The 19,456-nt window shown below is 41.8% G+C and carries 19 protein-coding genes; 13 read left to right on the forward strand and 6 right to left on the reverse strand.

The annotated features are described in order from the left end of the window. From WKV44_03245 to WKV44_03265, 5 genes are all read left to right on the forward strand, one after another. Positions 1-1,725: a glycoside hydrolase family 9 protein gene (locus tag WKV44_03245; protein ID MEM5947553.1), complete on the forward strand. Its 1,725-nt coding sequence runs from the start codon at positions 1-3 to the stop codon at positions 1,723-1,725. Next, entirely contained in the window at positions 1,722-2,588 is an 867-nt protein-coding gene (locus WKV44_03250) for a hypothetical protein (protein MEM5947554.1), read from the forward strand. The genes WKV44_03245 and WKV44_03250 overlap by 4 nt, the downstream gene beginning before the upstream one ends. 175 nt (positions 2,589-2,763) lie before the next feature. Continuing rightward, entirely contained in the window at positions 2,764-3,363 is a 600-nt protein-coding gene (locus tag WKV44_03255) for a response regulator (GenBank protein ID MEM5947555.1), read from the forward strand. Continuing rightward, complete coding sequence (locus WKV44_03260; protein MEM5947556.1) at positions 3,360-3,710, forward strand: response regulator; 351 nt, start codon at positions 3,360-3,362, stop codon at positions 3,708-3,710. The genes WKV44_03255 and WKV44_03260 overlap by 4 nt, the downstream gene beginning before the upstream one ends. Further along, positions 3,707-3,985: an acylphosphatase gene (locus tag WKV44_03265; protein ID MEM5947557.1), complete on the forward strand. Its 279-nt coding sequence runs from the start codon at positions 3,707-3,709 to the stop codon at positions 3,983-3,985. Before WKV44_03260 ends, WKV44_03265 begins: the two co-directional genes overlap by 4 nt. Before the next feature lie 43 nt (positions 3,986-4,028). On the opposite strand, the gene eno is transcribed toward WKV44_03265, so the two are convergent. Together eno and WKV44_03275 are read right to left on the reverse strand one after the other, a co-directional pair. Next, complete coding sequence (gene eno / locus WKV44_03270; protein ID MEM5947558.1) at positions 4,029-5,324, reverse strand: phosphopyruvate hydratase; 1,296 nt, start codon at positions 5,322-5,324, stop codon at positions 4,029-4,031. A gap of 1 nt (position 5,325) precedes the next feature. Beyond that, positions 5,326-5,562: a hypothetical protein gene (locus tag WKV44_03275; GenBank protein MEM5947559.1), complete on the reverse strand. Its 237-nt coding sequence runs from the start codon at positions 5,560-5,562 to the stop codon at positions 5,326-5,328. Positions 5,563-5,623: 61 nt separating this feature from the next. Here WKV44_03275 and WKV44_03280 point away from each other — a divergent pair, with 61 nt between their 5' ends. The 3 genes from WKV44_03280 to WKV44_03290 all read left to right on the forward strand — a co-directional run bounded on the left by WKV44_03280 (position 5,624) and on the right by WKV44_03290 (position 10,553). Beyond that, a complete protein-coding gene (locus WKV44_03280) occupies positions 5,624-7,729 on the forward strand; it encodes a substrate-binding domain-containing protein (GenBank protein ID MEM5947560.1) in 2,106 nt (701 codons plus the stop codon). Positions 7,730-7,996: 267 nt separating this feature from the next. Then, positions 7,997-9,694 (forward strand): proline--tRNA ligase, encoded by a 1,698-nt coding sequence (proS, locus tag WKV44_03285; GenBank protein ID MEM5947561.1) that lies wholly within the window; start codon positions 7,997-7,999, stop codon positions 9,692-9,694. Next, positions 9,681-10,553, forward strand: coding sequence for a UPF0158 family protein (locus WKV44_03290; protein ID MEM5947562.1), 873 nt, complete (start codon positions 9,681-9,683; stop codon positions 10,551-10,553). The genes proS and WKV44_03290 overlap by 14 nt, the downstream gene beginning before the upstream one ends. Here the strand turns inward: WKV44_03290 and WKV44_03295 are convergent, their stop codons facing one another. After that, positions 10,554-11,432 (reverse strand): 1-acyl-sn-glycerol-3-phosphate acyltransferase, encoded by an 879-nt coding sequence (locus WKV44_03295; protein ID MEM5947563.1) that lies wholly within the window; start codon positions 11,430-11,432, stop codon positions 10,554-10,556. A gap of 160 nt (positions 11,433-11,592) precedes the next feature. Between WKV44_03295 and WKV44_03300 the strand changes: the two genes are divergently transcribed. The 5 genes from WKV44_03300 (at position 11,593) to WKV44_03320 (ending at position 17,319) form a co-directional block, all read left to right on the forward strand. Then, entirely contained in the window at positions 11,593-13,164 is a 1,572-nt protein-coding gene (locus tag WKV44_03300; protein MEM5947564.1) for a peptide ABC transporter substrate-binding protein, read from the forward strand. A gap of 103 nt (positions 13,165-13,267) precedes the next feature. Next, positions 13,268-14,200, forward strand: coding sequence for an ABC transporter permease subunit (locus WKV44_03305; protein ID MEM5947565.1), 933 nt, complete (start codon positions 13,268-13,270; stop codon positions 14,198-14,200). A 41-nt stretch (positions 14,201-14,241) separates the two neighbouring features. After that, positions 14,242-15,312 carry an ABC transporter permease gene (locus WKV44_03310; GenBank protein ID MEM5947566.1) on the forward strand — a complete coding sequence of 357 codons (1,071 nt, stop codon included), beginning with the start codon at positions 14,242-14,244 and terminating at the stop codon, positions 15,310-15,312. An 11-nt stretch (positions 15,313-15,323) separates the two neighbouring features. Next, complete coding sequence (locus WKV44_03315; protein ID MEM5947567.1) at positions 15,324-16,319, forward strand: ABC transporter ATP-binding protein; 996 nt, start codon at positions 15,324-15,326, stop codon at positions 16,317-16,319. Then, positions 16,312-17,319 (forward strand): oligopeptide/dipeptide ABC transporter ATP-binding protein, encoded by a 1,008-nt coding sequence (locus WKV44_03320; GenBank protein ID MEM5947568.1) that lies wholly within the window; start codon positions 16,312-16,314, stop codon positions 17,317-17,319. Before WKV44_03315 ends, WKV44_03320 begins: the two co-directional genes overlap by 8 nt. Positions 17,320-17,357: 38 nt before the next feature. Here WKV44_03320 and WKV44_03325 read toward each other — a convergent pair whose 3' ends face one another. From WKV44_03325 to WKV44_03335, 3 genes are all read right to left on the reverse strand, one after another. Next, positions 17,358-17,789 carry a hypothetical protein gene (locus tag WKV44_03325; protein ID MEM5947569.1) on the reverse strand — a complete coding sequence of 144 codons (432 nt, stop codon included), beginning with the start codon at positions 17,787-17,789 and terminating at the stop codon, positions 17,358-17,360. Continuing rightward, the gene (locus WKV44_03330) at positions 17,767-18,429 is read right to left on the reverse strand and encodes an HAD-IA family hydrolase (GenBank protein ID MEM5947570.1); all 663 of its coding nucleotides are present in this window, start codon (positions 18,427-18,429) and stop codon (positions 17,767-17,769) included. Before WKV44_03330 ends, WKV44_03325 begins: the two co-directional genes overlap by 23 nt. Before the next feature lie 111 nt (positions 18,430-18,540). Then, complete coding sequence (locus WKV44_03335) at positions 18,541-19,440, reverse strand: phosphatidylglycerol lysyltransferase domain-containing protein (protein MEM5947571.1); 900 nt, start codon at positions 19,438-19,440, stop codon at positions 18,541-18,543. Positions 19,441-19,456: the final 16 nt, after the last annotated feature.

Here is a 19,456-nt window from a genome sequence, read left to right on the forward strand (position 1 = left end):
ATGCGTATATATATTTCACACGAAGGGTACATAAAGGATGGTCTTAAGTTTGCTGTCATAGAGCTTGGAAGCCCCAAGAAACTGGAGAAATCCTATTTTCTTATAGACGAAGATGGAAGTAAAGTGTATGAGATGAACCCAGATGAGCCTGTACAAGTTGCTAACTGGAAGAAAGGTGCATATTTTTCCCGTGTGGATTTTAGCTCTTTCTGCAAAACTGGTCGCTTTGCAATATCTTCATCTGGTGGTATGAGAAGTGAGTTCTTTACGATAGGTGAGAAGTTTGCAGAAAATGCTCTGGATGACATAGTGTTTTATCTCAAAGGCCAGCGTTGTAGCGGTGTCTACGATGCTGCTGATAGGAAATTGCCTGTTTATGGTTCTGATGAGACCTACGATGTCCATGGAGGCTGGTATGATGCAGCAGGGGATTACGGCAAGTATCTATCACATCTTGCATATGCAAGATATATGAGTCCCCAGCAGACTCCTCTTGTTGTCTGGTCTCTTTTGTCAGGACTGGATATCCTCAAGTCTTCAGGATACCCAAAGGAGTCTCTCAATCGCATGCAGGAAGAAGCCCTATACGGAGCGGATTTTCTTATGAGAATGCAGCATCCTAACGGATTCTTCTTCATGATAGTCTTTGCAAGATGGAGCCATGACCCTGCACAGAGAGAATTATGTTCTTATGAGACCCAGAAGGGAATAAAAACAGCGGATTATCAGGCAGGATTTAGGGAAGGCGGGGGCATGGCAATAGCTGCCCTTGCTCGTGCGGCAGGAATTGGCACAGGACTTGATTTTTCTTCTGGAGAATATCTTGCTGCAGCAGAAAAAGGATATCAGCACCTAAAAGAAAAAAATACAGAATATGTATACGGAGGAGAAGAAAACATCATAGACGAGTACTGCGCTCTGACTGCTGCGGCCGAGCTTTATGCTGTAAGCAAAAACAGCAAATACCTTGCAGAGATAAAAGGCTGGTATGCAAAGCTCAAGTCCAGATGGCAGGCCGATGGTTGGTTTAAAGCTGACAGCAAGGGTGAGCGCTCTTTTTTTCATGCCTCCGATTACGGCCTTCTGTATATGTCCATTTTGAGAGCTTCTTCTGTGATAGAAGATTTAGAGGATGCAGAATATTCTGCTCTTTCACAGGATATGAAAGATTTTGTCGTAGGATGTCTAAAAAAAGAGCTTGAACGGATTACATCCATTGACAATCCCTTTATGCTTCCTCTGCACTTTGTGAGGACAGAGAATTATAATGATAGGCTTATGTTCTTTTTCCCTCATAAGAACGAAAGCGGATATTGGTGGCAGGGAGAAAATGCAAGGCTTGCATCCCTGTCTGCAGCATTATTGGCTATGCGGAGCAATCTTACAAGTGTAGTCGCTACCGAGTCTTTTATCAGGAAGCTCAGAGAACATGCAGAATCCCTTATCTACTGGATACTTGGGCTCAACCCCTTTGATGTTTGCATGATGCAGGGGAGAGGTAGAAACAATCCCCGCTACGAAGAAGGTTTCCCCAATGCTCCCGGCGGCGTTTGTAATGGCATAACAAGCGGCTTTTACAATGAAGATGATATCGCTTTTCTGCCCCTGCCTGAGGCAAACGACATGGCGCAGAGATGGCGCTGGTCAGAGCAATGGATACCCCACGGAGCATGGCTGTTTCTTGCACTATCTTATTATTATGCACTAGGAGGAAAGAAACAATGAAACTAGTTGCTGCAGTCATGTTACTTGTAATGGGGCTTATGACCTCATCATGTCAGACCTCCGGCTCAAGCCAACAACCCAAGATTGGCCTTGCCGGTGCGCGGGCATCAAGTTATGGCATAAGACCTTTCCCCTCTCCGCAGGAGTGGATAAAGATATCAAAAGAGGCACAAGAAAGGCTTGGCGGCAGGCAACCTTCTCTTATCTGGATATTGGGAGAAGTAAACATGCTGAGAGGCAAAGCAAGCTGTACACTGGATATGCAACCCTTGGAAACACAATCAAAGTACATAAAATTTAACAACAGAAACCAGGAAGAATACCTCACAGCCTTTGACAAAGCCGGTATAAAAGTCTTTTTGCAGGTTGAGCCTGGAGATGCCGATGTTGGCGAACTCATAAAAATAGTACTGGATGCATATGCTTTGCATCCCTCTGTTATTGGGTTTGGCGTGGATGTGGAGTGGCTCTCGCCAGGAGGTACGGATGGCTGGGGAAGAAAGGTTAGTGACAAAGAGGCAGAACAATGGGAAGAATTGGTAAAATCCTACAACTCCGAGTACCGCCTTTTTTTAAAACACTGGGACAATCGCTGGATGCCCCCCACCTACAGAGGCGATATAATATTTGTAAATGACTCTCAGGGATTTTCCACTCTCCCATCTATGAAAGAAGAATTCCTATCGTGGGCAGAGTATTTTTATCCCAATCCGGTTGCCTTCCAGATAGGCTATGATGCGGACAGACAAATCTGGGAAAAACTGGGAGACCCAATGCAGCTTGGAGCGAAACTTGCAGAAAAAGTAAAACAAGAACTTTCCCTGTACTGGGTTGATTTTACACTCAGAGAAGTAATAAAATAAACCGAACGGCGGAGCCTGGTGGCTTCCGCCTTTTTTGAATAACCCGTGACTATTTTCTTTATTAAAGGGTTTTTATTTTGATTGACATAATGACTATATTGTTTATAATAAACTATGATGGAGAGGATATTCCTTGACAACAGCCTTCTGCTTACTTACTCGTGCGGAGATGTAAATGGCCCCAAGTAGCAAAAATCAAGTTTTCTCTGCAAATCAGATAGCCAAGATATGCGGAGTAGTAAATCAGACCGTAATCAACTGGATACGGGACGGGCATCTTGTTGCCTTTAGAACTCCGGGTAATCAATACAGAGTCTACAAAGATGAGCTTTTAAAATTCCTTGAAAAAAGGCAGATAAGGATACCAGATTATCTAAACGATGACAATCAGAACTCTACCCCTACCTACAAGCTACTCATCGTTGATGATGATGAGGAAATAAACAATCTTATTTATAGATTTATAATAAAAAAGTTTAAGAATTTTGATATCAGGCAAGCATATAACGGATTTGAGGCTGGCAAGCTCCTCGCATCTCATAAGCCGGATATAGTTTTGCTTGACATAGACCTCCCCGGATTAAATGGACATGAGCTTTGTAGGCAGATAAAGAATGATTCTGAGTTTGGTTCTCCTATTGTTTTTGTCATAACAGGTCTTGACTCCGATGATGACAGAGAAAAAATTCTGGAAGAAGGAGCAGATGATTTCTTTGGTAAGCCAATAGATTTTGATCTTCTTTACAAAAAAATAAAAAAGGTTATGCGTATATGAGCGTTTCCCGCAAGCTTCTTCTTGTTGAGGATGAGGATTCTATACGGCTTTCTCTAAGAGACTTTCTCGTTGACAAAGGTTATGATGTTATGGTTGCCTCTGATGGGCTTGGTGCTATAAGACAGCTTACTGATTATGATTTTGACCTTATAATAAGCGATTACAGGATGGATAATCTGGGTGGGAGCTATTGGGTAAGATTTCTAAGCAAGTTCTGCTCTTCTGTACCTGTTCTTATTATATCGGGTTTTCTTCCCGGAGATACTGAGTTGCCTTTTCCTGTTGTTTATAAACCTTTTGATTATGATGATATCCTTATCAAGATAGAAGAGGTTATGGGAGGATGAGAAAGGCTTTCTTTGCATCCGTGCATGGCAGGGTGCAGGGAGTTGGCTTTCGTTATTCTTGTAAGATACAGGCAGATAAGCTTGGGATTACAGGCTGGGTAAGAAACATGCCAGATGGTTCTGTGGAGCTGTATGCAGAAGGCGATGAAACTGCTCTGTCTTCTTTTAGAGAATGGCTGTATAGAGGACCTTCTTTTGCAAGGGTTGATAGGGTAATTGCAAGCTATTGTGAGCCTGAAGGTTGCTTTGATGAGTTTTATGTAAGGTTTTTATAAAAAAAGCGCTGCTTATGCAGCGCTTTTTTGTATATTTTATGGCTTAGCGTTTTACGGAGTAAAAAGCTTTGAGACCGGGGTACTCTGCAGTATCTCCGAGCATTTCTTCTATGCGAAGAAGCTGGTTGTACTTGCTGAGGCGGTCAGAGCGGCTAAGTGAGCCTGTCTTTATCTGGCCTGTCTCAAGTGCAACAACAAGGTCTGCTATAAAGTTATCTTCTGTTTCTCCACTTCTGTGGGATACCACTGCTGTGTATCCTGCGCGTTTTGCCATCTCAACTGCTTCAAATGTTTCTGTGAGTGTTCCTATCTGGTTTACCTTGATAAGTATCGAGTTGGCTACGCCTTTTTCTATACCTTGGGAAAGGCGCTTGGTGTTGGTTACAAAGAGGTCGTCCCCCACAAGCTGTACCTTATTGCCAATCTTGTCTGTAAGTGCCTTCCAGCCTTCCCAGTCATCTTCTGCCATACCGTCTTCTATGGATATTATGGGATATTTGTTTACCCAGCTTTCCCAGAGGGCTGCCATTTCTTCTGATGTTAATTCTTCTCCTGTGGAGTGGCTGAGTATGTAGCGCTTCTTTTTCTCGTCATAGAGTTCACTGGATGCAGGGTCAAGGGCTATCATAACATCGTCACCTGGTTTGTAGCCGGCCTTTTCTATACTCTTGAGGATGAGCTCTACTGCTTCTTCGTTGGATTTGAGGTTGGGGGCAAATCCGCCTTCATCACCTACTGTTGTGGAGTATCCGTTCTCTTTGAGTATGCCTTTGAGTGTGTGGAAGACTTCTGTTATCATTCTGAGGCCTTCACGGAATGTTGGTGCTCCCACCGGCATTACCATAAACTCCTGGAAGTCCACGGAGTTGTCAGCGTGTGCTCCTCCGTTGAGTATGTTTGCCATTGGTACGGGCAGTGTTGTTGCCTTGTATGCTCCAAGATACTTAAATAGTGGTACTCCGAGGAAATCGGCTGCTGCTCTTGCTACTGCCATGGATACGCCAAGGATTGCGTTGGCACCAAGCTTGCTTTTGTTCTCAGTACCGTCAAGCTCAAGCATTGTGCGGTCAATATCCACCTGGTCTAGTGCATCAAGGCCTTCTATCTCTGGTGCTATGATGTTGTTGACGTTTTCTACTGCCTTGAGTACGCCTTTTCCCATGTAGCGTTTTTTGTCTCCGTCTCTGAGCTCCACAGCTTCGTGTACGCCTGTGGATGCTCCTGATGGTACTGCTGCTCTTCCCTGAGAGCCGTCTTCCAGTATTACGTCAACCTCTACTGTGGGGTTGCCGCGTGAGTCCAGAATTTCTCTGGCTTCTACGTATTCTATCATGCTCATGTTATTTCTCCTTTGATAGTTTTTTACTCAATTCACAATAGCTTGCTGTTTTTTTACTGTCAAGATAAGTAGGGCTTTTATATGGGGTTTTGTCTGTCATTGCTGTGTCTTTTTCTTTTTGCTGTCTGTATTTTCTTTTATGCGCCCGCAGGCAGGGCTTGCCGCAGTTTTGCCTGCTTTTCTTTTCTTTTGGGACTGCGGGAAGCCTGTTCGGTATTATGTTTTTCTTGTAAATCATGGGCAAAAAATAAAAATTTGTCAAAAATCTCCAATCCGTGCTAAAATATCCCGGGGGAGATATGAAAAACGATTTTACAGTGGGGCTCTTTATAGATTGGCTCACAAGTCCCTGGCATGCGTCTCTTGCTGATGGGCTCAGAGAGGCTTGTGCCGAGCGTGGATGGAATCTTGTGTGTTTTGTTACGGGAAGAATCGGGCATGAGCGACACAGGGAGAGTGAGCGTAATGTTTTGCTTGGTGCTGTTTCTTCTTCTAATTTGGATGCTGTCGTTCTTGCTACTCCGGCGCTTGTTTCTGCAGGCGGGCTTGATGCTGTGGGAAGGCTTGCTGCTAGGGCGTATGGCAGGCCTGTCGTGAGTCTGGGATATGCTTTGCCTGGGGTTGTTTCTGTTTTCTATGATAATTACAGAGGGTTTTATAATCTTCTGGAGCATCTTTATCTTGAGCACGGTGTAGAGCGTTTTGCTTTTTTGCGCGGTCCTCAGAATAATCCTGAGATGAGGGACCGTGCCAGGGCTTTTTTTGATTTTCTTTCTGACAGAGCGATTCCTGCTGGGTTTGTGCTTGATACTGCGCTCAATCTGGAAGAGGGAAGGCCTGCTGCCAGAAGGGTTGCTGAGTATATGAGGACAGGCAATGCCGTAGATGCCATTGTGTGTTCCAACGACCTTTTGGCTTATGGGGTATATTCTTTTCTTTCTTCTGAGTCTTATAAGATTCCCGATGATATGATTGTTACGGGTTATGATGATATAGGGCCTTCGCGTTATGCTGGGCTTACTACGCTCAGGCAGGATGTCAGAATGCTCGGAAGGGCTGCTTGTGGGGTGTTGGAGCGGATTGTTAGCGGAGAGGATGTGCCGGATGTGTGTTTTGTTCCGCAGCTTGTTACCCGCTTTAGCTGTGGTTGTATGGATTGTGAGCAAGAACAAGGCAATGATGTTTATCATCTTAGAGAACTGGTTGAGATGGGTGCTACCGATTACAGTTTTGAGAAGGGGAAGAGACTAGAGGAGGAGCTTGTCGCTTCTCTTGGAGTAGCGGAGATGCATGGTAAGCTCAAAAGGCAGCTTGCAGAGCTAAGCGTACAGACTTGTTATATTCTTCATTATGTGGATTCCAAAACTTCAGAATTGGGACTAAGGCCTGTTTTTTCCTATGATAAAAATGGCTGTGGAGATTGTTATGGTGAGTTTGATTCTAAAGTCTGCAGGGATCTGTTGCCGAATTTTGTAACTGAGCGTCTGGAGAGTCCTTATGCTCTTGTTGCTCATGCCCTTTTTAAGGGAGATAACAGGATAGGTGTTGTGTATTTTAATTTTACTGTCGAGGATCTTAGGATACATGAGGGTATAAGACATGGTCTTAGCATAGGCTATGATGTTGCGCGACTTCTTTCTAGGATAAGACATCAGAATACAGCTCTCAGAGAAAGAAAGAAAATGCTGGAAGAGACGAACAATATGCTTGAGGAGGAGATAAGAAGGCGGCAGGCTATCCAGAGAGAGCTTAAGAGACGGGAGAAGTATTTTAGGGATATGGCGATGTTTCTTCCTATTCTTATCTGGGAGCTTGATGCGGACAGAAGGATACGTTTTGTCAACAAGCGAGCAGAAAGCATTGCTTCAAGAAGTGATGTTGATTTCCTTGAACTAATACACATAGAGGACCAGGACAGGATGGAGGCGATATTCGAAAGCCTTGTGAATAATGAGTCTGTTATTCCTTCGCAATTTAGGCTTGCAAATGGTAGCTTTTCTACTACAATACTCTGTCAATGTGTGGCTTATACATTGGATGATCTAAGATGCGGTATCCGGATTGTGGGGCTTGAGATGGAGCCTATGGTCAGCTCTGTCCTTATGCCTGAGGAGGCATTTTTTGAAGATTATAATTTTACTCCCAGAGAAAAGGAGCTTCTGGGTTATCTTGTAAGAGGATATAGCAGAAAGGATATAGCAGAGATTTTGGGAATATCAGAGAATACAGTAAAGGTGCATCTGAGTTCGATCTACAGACAGACTGGGGTAAAGAACAAGAATGAGCTTTTTAAGCTGATAAGCGAGTATCAGGTTACCCGGCTTGATTATAATTCTTATGCTTTTTCTGCACTTTCCTGTCTTGTAAAGGATTGGCAGGATAAAAATGGAATAAAATTGAGTTAGACCGAACGCAAGGATGCGGGCTGTGCCCGCTTCCTTGCTGCCTACGGGTGTAAGAAGAGCAGGAATGGCTGCAATTTTTCCTGCTTAATATGTGCCGCAGGCAGGTGTGAGCAAGCCTTTTTTTGCTTTATATGGGCGCGCTCACACCGTTTGGTATGATTATATTGTGTTGTTTCTTGTTGTGTTGTATTCCTTGTTTTTGAGATGGCTTGTTAATATGATATAAAAACTATTGACCTAAGGAAAAACATACCCCACAATACAGTTATGCGTTATAGTAGGCTTTTTCCCCATACTACAAGAAATGTTCCCAGAGAGGTCGAGGGTTCGGCTTATGAGCTTTTGCTCAAGGGTGGGTATGTCCGCAGTTTGGGGCATGGCCTGTACAGTTTGCTTCCTATGGGTATGAGGGTTTTTAATAGGCTCAAGGGTATGATAGCAAGAGAGATGCTTGAGCTTGGTGGTCAGGAGGTTCTGACGCCTATCATAAATCCCATGGAAATATGGAAGAAATCCGGAAGAGATGTGCTTGCAGGTGAGGATATAGCGAGTTTTAAGGATAAGCTTGGAAGAGAGATGGTGATCTCTCCTACTCACGAAGAGGCAATGGTGGAGCTCATAAGGCAGAGTCTGCAGTCTTTGAGAAACCTTCCTGTGTTTTTATATCAGTTTCAGACTAAATATAGAGAGGAAGAAAAGGCAAGGACAGGTCTTATAAGAACACGAGAGTTTATAATGAAGGATGCGTATTCCTTCCATAGAAGTTATTACGATCTCAACAATTTTTTCCCTCGGGTTTTTCATGCTTATGAAAAGATTTTTAAGTCGTGTAATCTTCCTCTGCTTGTGGCGGAAGCAGGGGTGGGGTATATGGGGGGAGAGAAGTCCTATGAGTTTCTTGTTCCGTCGGATAGAGGTGATAATATTGTCATAAGGTGTTCTTCCTGCGGATATACTGCCAATCAGGATATCGCTATAGGTGTAAAGCCTACTGTTACGGAGATTCCCAGAGATATGGAGACTGTGGAGACTCCAGGGATAAGCAGTATGGAGTCTTTGTCTGCTTTTCTCAGTCTGCCTCTCCATAGACTTGCAAAGACAATGGCTTATAAGACCACAAAAGGGATTGTCTTTGCTGTTGTGCGGGGAGATTATGATGTCAGCCGTGAGAAGTTGAGCATTGTGTTATCTGAGCCTGTTACGGGAAAGGCCAGCGAGAAGGAACTCAAGGAATTAGGGCTTTCTCCGGGCTATCTTTCTCCTCTCAACAGGATGGAGCAAATAACTATTGTTGTTGATGATATTGTGGCAGATAGCTCCAATCTTGTTATTGGTTCTGGTCAGGAGGGGCTGCATTGCATCAATGCAAACTTTGGCAGGGATTTTGAGGCTGATTTTGTTGCGGATATTTCCAGGATAACAGAAGGACATAGATGTTATTATTGCGGCGGAGACCTTGTAGAAGAAAGGGCTATAGAGATAGGGCATATTTTTAAACTGGGCGAGTTTTATACAAAGTCCATGGGATTATCTCTTCCTGATGAGAGAAACAGGTCTGTTTATCCCCATATGGGGGCATATGGTATAGGCATGGGAAGGCTGATGTCTGTGATAGTTGCCAATAACAGGGATGCTCACGGGATAAAATGGCCTGCTTCCGTGGCTCCTTTTTATATTTTTTTGATGTCAATTGGTAACTCTCTATATATTAAAGATAAGGTTGAGTCTCTTGAGAAGGAGCTTGGCAATTGTTGTCTTCTGGATGATAGGCATATGTCCCCTGGAAAAAAGTTTAGGGATGCTGATTTGCTTGGTATTCCTTACAGGATATTGCTTACAAGAGAGCTTCTTGATAAGGGGAAGGTCGAGGTCAAAGAGAGGGAAACTGGGAAAACGTGGAAGATTTCCTATGGTAGAGTCAAGGATTTTGTGGAACATCTGGAGAAAAAACATGGAGTTTTTTGAGCTTAGCCCCGAGCTTATAGAGCTAATCATCTTTGGTATGGAGAACCAGGAGGAAAAGCAGGTTTTTGATACCCGCAGTCTTGTTCTGTGCAAGAAAAGCAGTGTTCCGGAAAACGATGAGAGATATGTCGATATACCGCAATGGGGTCCTGCTCAAGGCTATCGCCTTATGGAGACTTTTGTAGCCAATCTTAAGAACCCGCTGTATAAACAGGAGCTGAGGGATATTCTTGTGTCTGGAGATAGAGTATTTCGCCGTTTTAAGGACGCTATAAAAGCTCATCCCTTTTTGGAAAGAAAGTGGTATTGGTTTAAGGAAAAGCAGCTTAAGAGAGAGGTTATGGAGTGGTATAACAGGCTCAGAGAACTTGCAGGTCTTGAATCTCTGCCTTTAGAGCCGGATGATGTACTGGATATGTCTGATCTTATAGAAGAAAGTTTTTCTTTTTCCGATAGAAAAGTGGATATTGTCAAAGAAAAAGCTTTTCTTTATGAAAAACTTGCTGAATCAGTAGGGGAAGACCTCCGTGTTGTTACAAAACATCTTTTTTACACTATGGCTTTGTATGATGATAATATAAGGCACAATATGCTTGAGTGTTTTCTTCTTGAGGGGGATTTGGCTGCTTTCTGCTGGTATTATGAGACAGATGATTTTATGTGCTTAAATCTGATATATGTTTTTTCTGAGTTTAGAGATATGGGGATAGGTACCCTGCTTGTAGAAAAGTTTTGCAATATGGCAGAAGAAAAAGGTAAAAGTTATGTTATAAGGCTTGTCGGAAAAGGCCATCCTTTTTCCGACAAGCTCAAAAATATGGGTATGGGAAAGATAGAAGAGACAGTTTTTCCCGTATGATTATTCTTTTCTGAGTTCTTCTGCCTTTGTATGGAGGCTTTCAAGCTTTTCCATTATTCTGTCTGCAACCCACTGCTTTTTATCTGTGCCTTCCGGACAGCTTTCTTTTGCCTTTTCTCTGAAATCCTTTGCACTTTGTGGTGTGTCAACCAGAAAAATAATCTTATCTTTGCATACTATATCGTCTTCCATTTTATGTTCGTCAGGATTTATTCTGAGAATGTTTCCTGCTATTCCTACAAAACACACAAGGTCAAAGCTTTTTAGATAAGAGTCTATTTCTTTTACTCCTTTTTTTGTCTCCGGTTTTCCCGGCCTGTATCTTGTCCCTGATGGGAATACAAGTATTATATTGCCGCTGTGTTTCTTCTCTATAAGCATGTGCATAGCTGCTCTGTTTATAGCTTTACTTTTGGGAAATTCTTTTCTTAGGGTTTCTTCGTCCATTTTTGCGAGGCTTCTGGATGGATATATAACGATACGAGAATATGCTTCTGTAAAAGCCTTTACAAGCTCGTTATGCTCGTTGAGCTTGAGCCCTGCTATGGCTATTATATGATCTGCTATCTCCTGTCCTTCTTCTCCCATATTTTCCAGCAGATATATAAGCGTAGGAAGATCAAAATTGCTGTAGTGTTCCACAAGAAGAAGGCAGGATTTTCCTTCTTTTGATTGCTTGTACAGTTGTTTGAGATTTTCAATTCCTTCTATTCTGCTGCCTTCTTCCAGAAGTTCTGATAGCATTTTATTTATATACGGTCGTGTGGCTTTGTTAGCTTCCTGCCATACACTGTTTTCGTCGATTTCCAGAGGATGACGTGCCTTTGTTATCATTTCTTTTATAAGGTCTCTATATGCCTGAGAAATGGGTAAATTCATGTGTTCTCCTTGTCGGTATATTGTATTATCGGTCTTATTATACAAATTCAACCGTGGGCTGATAAGATATTGTAACAAAATGTTTGCAAAAAATAAAGATTTGCATTATCCTATATTGGATTTGCGGTATGCAAACGATTTTTAATATCATGGAGGGTTTGTGAAAAAAATTTTATTAAGTCTGTTTATAGTTTTATCACTTTTCTCACTTATTGTTTCTTGTGGTCAATCACAAGGAAAGGGAGGTGAGTTTATTCTCAACAATGGAGCAGAGCCAGAGTCTCTTGATCCGCATCTTATATCTGGTGTTCCAGAGCACAGGATATATATGGCTCTTTTTGAGGGCCTTGTGGCATATGATCCCAAGACTGCTACGGCTGTACCTGGGCTTGCAGAGAGTTGGGAGTTTAGCGATGATAATACTGTTATCACTTTTAAGCTAAGACAGACAACTTGGTCTGACGGTGTTCCTATTACTGCTGAGACGGTCAAGAAATCCTGGGAAAGGATGCTAAGCCCGGAGCTCGCAGCTCCTTATGCATGGTTTCCTGCCATGTTTCTCAAGGGAGCAGCAGAGTATAATGCAGGCGATGCAGGCCCTGATGCCCTTGGTGTAGAGGTCGTGGATAAATATACCCTTAAGGTAGAGCTTGTAGGTCCTTTGCCCTATGCCCTTGATGCATTTGCTCATTATTCTTTTGCTGTTGTTCCACTTCATGCGATAGAAAAGTATGGTAAAGAATGGACAAGTCCTGATAACTTTGTAGGAAACGGTCCCTTTGTTCTTGAGACTTGGGAGCCTCAGAATAAAATTACAGTTGTACCCAACCCCAAGTACTGGGATAAGGATGCTGTAAAACTTTCTAGGGTTGTTTATCTGCCAATAGAAGATAATAATACTTCTTATAATATGTATCTCAATGGTGAGATTGACTGGCAGACTACTGTTCCTACGGATAGGATAAAAGAAGCAAAGTTGAGAGATGATTATATAAAAAACCCACAGCTTGCTACTTATTATTACATCTTTAACAACACAAAAAAGCCTTTTGACGATCCCCGAGTAAGAAAGGCTCTTTCTATGGCAGTAAACAGGCAGGAGCTTGTTGAGCGTGTTACTCAGGCTGGACAGATTACTGCATACGGTATAGTGCCTCCTATGACAGGTTATAAGGGTGTAAAAGGATTAGGAGAAGATGTGGAGAAGGCAAAAGCTCTTCTCGCAGAAGCAGGATATCCCAATGGAGAAGGCTTTCCTGAGGTGGAAATCCTGTATAACACATCAGAAGGTCATCAGAAGATAGCAGAGTTTATACAGCAGCAGTGGAAGGTCAATCTTGGTATAAACGTAAAGCTTACTAATCAGGAATGGAAAACCTATCTTACAACAAGAAGAGAAGGGCAGTTCTATATTGCTCGTGCCGGCTGGGTTGGAGACTACCAGGACCCCAACACATTTCTTGATATGTTTGTAACCGGCGGAGATATGAACGACGCTTTTTACAGCAATCCTCAGTACGACGAGCTTATACATAAGGCTGCAAGAATGGCACCTGGACCCGATAGGTTTGCTACTCTTATGCAGGCTGAGGAGCTTTTGATAACTCAGGATCATGCAATAATGCCTCTGTATTTTTATGTTACTATAAATATGATAGATACCAATAAGTGGGGCGGATGGTATCCCAATGTAATGGACATACATCCTCTCAAGAACATTTATAAGAAATAAACTCTGTTTTGCCCGGGCATCTTTATTTTGCCCGGGCTTTCTGTTATAAATAATTATAGAATACGTTTTCGCAGGGTAATAGCGTCGGGTTAGGAGAATCAGGATGGGTAGATATATATTTAAGAGGTTTTTGGGGCTTATCCCCACTCTTTTTATTATTATTACATTGAGCTTTTTTATAATACGATTTGCTCCTGGGGGACCTTTTGATTCTGAGAAAAAACTTCCCAAGCAGATACTGGAGAATATAGAAAAAAAGTATCATCTGGACGAGCCTCTCGTTATGCAGTATTTGCGTTATATGGGGAACCTTCTCAAAGGAGATCTTGGACCTTCCCTTAGATATCAGGATCATGATGTGTCTTTTTATATTGTGCAGACATTGCCGGTTTCTTTGCTGCTGGGAGTGATTTCTCTTTTTGTCGCACTTATATTGGGGCTTTTTACAGGTGCTCTCAGTGCTCTAAAGAGAAATACTTGGGTGGACTATACTTTTATGTCCATTGCCGTGCTAGGTATATCTATACCTTTGTTTGTTACCGGCCCTATTCTTATGTTGATATTTGCTCTTGTTTTAAAGTGGCTTCCCACATCAGGATGGATAAACGGCAGAGGAGGCTGGGCAACCCTTATAATGCCGGTTTTAACTCTTTCTTTTCCTTATTATGCCAATATTGCAAGGCTTTTTAGAGCCAGTGTTTTGGAAGTTCTTCAGAGTGATTATATAAGAACTGCCAGAGCAAAGGGATTATCTGTGCGGGCTATAATGTTGAGGCATGTTTTTAAAGGAGCATCTATTCCTGTTGTAAGTTATCTGGGACCTGCTTTTGCCGGCATAGTAACAGGTTCGGTTGTTGTCGAGCAGATTTTTAGGATCCCAGGGCTTGGCAGATATTTTGTCCAATCCGCCTTTAACAGGGACTATCCGCTTATAATGGGTACGGTAGTTGTGTATTCTGTAATACTTGTCGTTATGAATTTCATTGTTGATATATTTTACGGCATCCTTGATCCAAGGGTCTCTTACAAGGATTAGGAGGATTTATGTCAGAAGATATGGATATTGTTCAGCTTGATATGGAGCATGCTGCAGCGCTTTCCGATGTACCTGTAGAAGCTACCAGCCTTACAAAGGATGCTTGGAAAAGGTTAAAAAAGCATAAGATGGCAATGGCGGGGCTTATTATAGTACTTGTCTATGTTGTTGTTTCTGTTCTTGCTTTTCTCAATCTTTTGCCTATTCATAGTTATGATTTTCAGGTTCCTGTACATCAAAATCTTCCTCCTTCTTTAAGGCCTGCTGGAGAGGTCTGGTATGAGACAGAAGAAGCTTATCTGTACAAAGCTGCAAAGGCTGATGGCAGAACAGAGCTTAATTCTGAAGAAAAAGCCAAGCTGGAGGAAATAAAGAGAAGAATAGAAACAGAGGTAATAGAATACAAAGGCAAGAATATAAACCCCCATAAGCGAGTTTATATTCTTGGTACAGATTATCTTGGCAGGGATATGCTTGCCAGAATAATATATGGCGGTCAGGTTTCCATTGCAATAGGTCTTGTGGGAACTCTTGTGAGTGTTTTTATTGGCATAATAGTGGGTGCCATAGCTGGATATGCGGGTGGCAAGATTGATTATATCCTTATGAGAGTAGTAGATGTAATGTATGGATTGCCTTATATGCTGATTGTAATAATTCTTATGGCACTTTTTGGCAATAATCTTATCAACCTGTTTATAGCCCTTGCGCTTGTAAGCTGGCTCACCGTTGCCAGAGTTGTAAGAGGCCAGATAATTTCTCTAAAAAACTCTGAGTTTATAGAGGCTGCACGCTCTATGGGGGCAAGCCCCGTAAGGATTATAGCAAGACACCTTGTACCCAATACTCTGGGAGTTATAATAGTTTTTTCCAGTCTGAGAATCCCTTCATTTATAATGATGGAAGCCTTTCTTTCTTTCCTTGGACTTGGAATTTCTGCACCTCTTGCATCATGGGGTTCTTTGATAAGAGATGGTGTGGAGGGTATGACCCTCTATCCGTGGAGACTTATTTTCCCTGCTTTAGCTATGACACTATTCCTTTTTGCAATGAACTTCCTAGGAGACGGACTGAGGGATGCCTTTGATCCGCATAGTAAGAATTCGCTTTAGATGAGGAGCTTATGAGTAATTATGTACTAGAGGTAGAAAACCTGCACACATATTTTAAAACCGATAATGGAGTTGTAAAGGCTGTAAACGGAGTTTCTTTTAAGCTGAAACAGGGAGAGATTCTTGGCATAGTAGGTGAGTCGGGTTGCGGAAAATCTGTCACCAGTCTTTCTCTTATGAAATTGGTCCCCTCTCCTCCGGGGAAGATTGTGGAAGGAAGTATAAAATACAAGGGACATGACCTTATAAAATATTCCGAAAAAGACATGCAAAAAATACGTGGAAAAGATATTTCCATGATATTTCAGGACCCTATGACATCTTTAAATCCTTTTCTAAGAGTGTCAACACAAATGATAGAAGCTATAATGCTTCATCAGAAGACAGATAAAGAAGCTGCAAAAAAGAGAGCTATCGATATGTTGAGCCAGGTAGGTATACCTGCTCCGGAGAAGCGCATAGACTCCTATCCGCACCAGTTTTCCGGAGGCATGAGACAAAGGGTAATGATAGCCATGGCATTAAGCTGTGATCCCCATATACTCATAGCGGACGAACCTACCACAGCATTGGATGTAACGATTCAGGCACAGATACTGGAGCTTATAAAAGAGCTTTCTTCAAAATTTGGAACTTCTGTGATAATGATTACGCATGATCTTGGAGTTGTTGCCGGTATGTGTGACAGAGTCAACGTGATGTATGCCGGAAAAATAGTAGAACATTCTCCCACTTATGAGCTTTTTGAAAAACCTGCACATCCTTATACAGAAGCGCTCATCAGTGCTGTTCCCAGACTGGACAGACCATCCGAAGAAAGACTCAACTCCATCCCCGGACAGCCGCCCAATCTTATAAATCTGCCTGACTGTTGTCCATTTTATCCGCGCTGTCCTAAGGTCATGGATATCTGTAAAAAACAATCTCCTCCTGAGTTTAAGATAGCAGAGGACAGAACAGTAAGATGCTGGCTCCACAAGGATAAAGGAGAAGAAAATAATGGATAAGAAAGCACTCCTTAGCGTAGAAAAGTTAAAAGTCCATTTTCCTATAAAAACAGGAAGTCTTTTTTCAAAGACAGAAGGATATATAAGAGCTGTTGACGGTGTAAGTTTTGACCTTAAACCGGGGGAGACACTCGGCCTTGTAGGAGAATCAGGTTGTGGCAAATCGACTACGGCCAGAGCTATCAACAGATTGTACACCCCCACGGATGGGAAAATAATATTTGACAATAAAGATATCAGCAAAATTTCTCAAAAAGAACTTCTTCCTGTCAGAAAAGAGATGCAGATGATATTTCAGGATCCTTATGCATCTCTCAATCCCAGAATGGTGGTAAGGGATATCATAGCAGAGCCTCTGGAAATATTTGTAGAAAGAGGCCTTATGAAGCTGTCTAGCGTGGAAATAGACGAGACCGTAGAGCAACTTATGGAGAGGGTAGGACTGTCCTCTTCTTATAAAAATCGCTACCCACACGAGTTTTCCGGTGGACAGAGACAGAGAATAGGAATAGCCCGTGCTCTTGCTATACACCCCAAGCTCATCTTAGCTGATGAGCCGGTAAGTGCGCTTGATGTGTCCATACAATCGCAGATTCTCAACCTTCTTAAAGATTTGCAGGAAGAATTTGGCCTTTCTTACATATTTATAGCACATGACCTTGCTGTTATAGAGTTTATAAGTGACAGAATTGTTGTCATGTACTTGGGACGTGTCATGGAAATATCCCCATCTTCTGAGCTGTATAAAAAACCTCTGCATCCGTATACCAAGGCTCTTCTTTCTGCCATACCGATACCGGATCCCAAGGTGGAGAAAAAGCGTGAGAGAATTATCTTGTCTGGAGATGTTCCCTCACCTGATCAGGAGCGCCATGGTTGTTATTTTTATGACCGATGCCAGCACAGAATGGAAAAATGCAAGCATTCTATACCTGCACTTGATGGAGAAGGCGAGCATAAGGTGGCATGTTTTCTATATAGTGATAAAGAAGAAAATTGATAAAACCGAACGTGGCAGGCTGGTAGCCTGCCACTTTTTTATATATTGAGAAAGATTATTAGTTTTTCTGCAATGTTTTTGAGAACCTCGGAGTGCTTGCCTTTTTTTATATCCAAAATAATTTTCCTTCCATTTGTAGACACAATAACAAGCTTTTTATAAGCAGTGGAAGAATCCACTTCTATTGCTTTTATATCTTTGAGTTGTAAAGACTCTTTCTTTATTCTTATAAACGCCCATCCCAAGCTGTGATACAGCTTGCCCTTGTCTTTATCAAAAATCCAGGTATCTACATATCCGGAAGAAATAAACAGCAACAAACATAAGAAAAGAGCTATAGGATTAGGATAACTTATTGCATATGCGGCAGAGGAGAAAACAAAAAAAATGATAGAAATAATTCTGTACCATAATGGCATACAAAGATATGCCTTATTACTGTTTGTTTTATACTGCAATGATATCTGCATCTGCAAGCTTCTCCAATATAGTAGGTATTTCTTTGAGACTGGATATTGAGATAATTCCGTCCTCTTTCTCTTCACTTCTCAAAATAGCAATGCCCCCTGCTTCTTGCATTGCTTTTACATTTTCTGGCCTGTCATCTACAAAAAGTATTTCTCTTACATTCAAGTTAAGATGGTTTGCCACTCTCATATATGCTTCTTTATCAGGTTTGCCTATGTAGTTACAGAATCTTATATCGAATATATGTGAAAATATATTTTTATCTATTTTAAGCGAATCCAGAACTCTTTCTGCATGTTCGAGAGGGGCATTGGTAAATATGGATACTGGAATGCTTATTTTTTCTATAAGCTCATTTAATCCACATTCTTTTTCTATATATTGTTTCACGTCTTTTGGATGCACATAGTCCAGAAACTCATCCAAAACTTTTCCAGGCTGTCCTGCTGCTCTTGCAAGCCAGCTAAGCGTAGAACCGTATCTGGGAGCAAAGTGCTTTCTAAGCTTTTTTGCAATGAATGGGTTTGTGTTAAAAAGTCTTGCTACATACAGACTCATCTTTTTGTCCACATCGCAGGAGAGCATCGGAGTGGAGTGATATATGGTATCATCAAGGTCCAGCAATATGTGTTTTATTTTCATATGCCAAGTATACGGTTTTTTTTTCTTATCGTGTAGTGGTAAAAAGTGAGCCTGCTTTTATGCAGGCTCACTTTCGGTACATCATGTTTATAAGATTATTATTGGCGATTGTTATGCTTTTGTTATCTTGTATTTTCTTACAAATCCGCTAGGATGATAGCTCATTTTTGCTTGTCTCAACCCGGGAATCCCAAGATCCTGCTCTCTGTTTATGTATTTGTAGTGTTTTGGCAGTGTTGCGGCAAATGCGTGGTTTATAAACTGGTATATACCTTTGTACCCTGATAGAGCTTTTTCAAAATGCACTGCAAACATTCTGCCTCGCGCAAGTGCTTCCCCCAGTGTGTAGGCTACTGGTTCTCCGTCTATGTAGTATATGTAGCCTCTTAGTCTGAGGGTGTGGGCTATAAGGAGGGCTTCTTTTGCGGCCTTATAGTCTCCGTCCATGCCTTTTTCTTCCCTCCATTTTTCCAGAACATATAGGGCATCTTCTATGTTGTTTTTTGTTATGGGGTCTTCCTGATAATTGTAATTGTTTATAAACGTCTTTATGTGATTTCTTTTTTTGTGATATTTTCTTCCGGACAGGTCTGCAAGGTCTTCTCTTTTGTAAATGTAGTCAAAATTGTCTCTGTCTTCTTCCGCTTTGTATCCGTGTATCTCCAGTTGCACTCTGTTCTCTTTTATATTGCTTTCTGAGAGATTTTTTAGATAATCATGCTCCGAGAAAAGCTGTTCCAGGTTTTCCCAGTCTGGAAGTCCACATGGAAGCATAAAAAAGCTTTTTCCATCTTTTTTCCCTGATATAGCTATTGTATCATTGGGAAGAAGAGAAATTTTATAATCATACGTATGCCTAAAAAGATAGATGTTAGCAAATGTGAACTCCGATATCCCGTCGGGAAGCATAACAAGTCTAGGATGAAGAACTTCCCTTGCAGAGAGGTTTATTTCTGACCATTGGGGATATCTTTTTATAGCTGTACATTCTTGTGAAGCTGTTTTTTCCATGGAAAAAAAATATATA

The sequence above is a fragment of the Spirochaetia bacterium 38H-sp genome (genome assembly GCA_039023545.1).
Taxonomy (GTDB): Bacteria; Spirochaetota; Spirochaetia; order Winmispirales; family Winmispiraceae; genus Rarispira; species Rarispira pelagica.

What these genes read in the sequence shown, in the direction of transcription:
- WKV44_03245 (MEM5947553.1), top strand. Translation starts at nt 1, where the DNA reads ATGCGTATATATATTTCACACGAAGGGTACATAAAGGATGGTCTTAAG.
- WKV44_03250 (MEM5947554.1), top strand. Translation starts at nt 1,722, where the DNA reads ATGAAACTAGTTGCTGCAGTCATGTTACTTGTAATGGGGCTTATGACC.
- WKV44_03255 (MEM5947555.1), top strand. Translation starts at nt 2,764, where the DNA reads ATGGCCCCAAGTAGCAAAAATCAAGTTTTCTCTGCAAATCAGATAGCC.
- WKV44_03260 (MEM5947556.1), top strand. Translation starts at nt 3,360, where the DNA reads ATGAGCGTTTCCCGCAAGCTTCTTCTTGTTGAGGATGAGGATTCTATA.
- WKV44_03265 (MEM5947557.1), top strand. Translation starts at nt 3,707, where the DNA reads ATGAGAAAGGCTTTCTTTGCATCCGTGCATGGCAGGGTGCAGGGAGTT.
- eno (MEM5947558.1), bottom strand. Translation starts at nt 5,324, where the DNA reads ATGAGCATGATAGAATACGTAGAAGCCAGAGAAATTCTGGACTCACGC.
- WKV44_03275 (MEM5947559.1), bottom strand. Translation starts at nt 5,562, where the DNA reads ATGATTTACAAGAAAAACATAATACCGAACAGGCTTCCCGCAGTCCCA.
- WKV44_03280 (MEM5947560.1), top strand. Translation starts at nt 5,624, where the DNA reads ATGAAAAACGATTTTACAGTGGGGCTCTTTATAGATTGGCTCACAAGT.
- proS (MEM5947561.1), top strand. Translation starts at nt 7,997, where the DNA reads ATGCGTTATAGTAGGCTTTTTCCCCATACTACAAGAAATGTTCCCAGA.
- WKV44_03290 (MEM5947562.1), top strand. Translation starts at nt 9,681, where the DNA reads ATGGAGTTTTTTGAGCTTAGCCCCGAGCTTATAGAGCTAATCATCTTT.
- WKV44_03295 (MEM5947563.1), bottom strand. Translation starts at nt 11,432, where the DNA reads ATGAATTTACCCATTTCTCAGGCATATAGAGACCTTATAAAAGAAATG.
- WKV44_03305 (MEM5947565.1), top strand. Translation starts at nt 13,268, where the DNA reads ATGGGTAGATATATATTTAAGAGGTTTTTGGGGCTTATCCCCACTCTT.
- WKV44_03310 (MEM5947566.1), top strand. Translation starts at nt 14,242, where the DNA reads ATGGAGCATGCTGCAGCGCTTTCCGATGTACCTGTAGAAGCTACCAGC.
- WKV44_03315 (MEM5947567.1), top strand. Translation starts at nt 15,324, where the DNA reads ATGAGTAATTATGTACTAGAGGTAGAAAACCTGCACACATATTTTAAA.
- WKV44_03320 (MEM5947568.1), top strand. Translation starts at nt 16,312, where the DNA reads ATGGATAAGAAAGCACTCCTTAGCGTAGAAAAGTTAAAAGTCCATTTT.
- WKV44_03325 (MEM5947569.1), bottom strand. Translation starts at nt 17,789, where the DNA reads ATGCAGATATCATTGCAGTATAAAACAAACAGTAATAAGGCATATCTT.
- WKV44_03330 (MEM5947570.1), bottom strand. Translation starts at nt 18,429, where the DNA reads ATGAAAATAAAACACATATTGCTGGACCTTGATGATACCATATATCAC.
- WKV44_03335 (MEM5947571.1), bottom strand. Translation starts at nt 19,440, where the DNA reads ATGGAAAAAACAGCTTCACAAGAATGTACAGCTATAAAAAGATATCCC.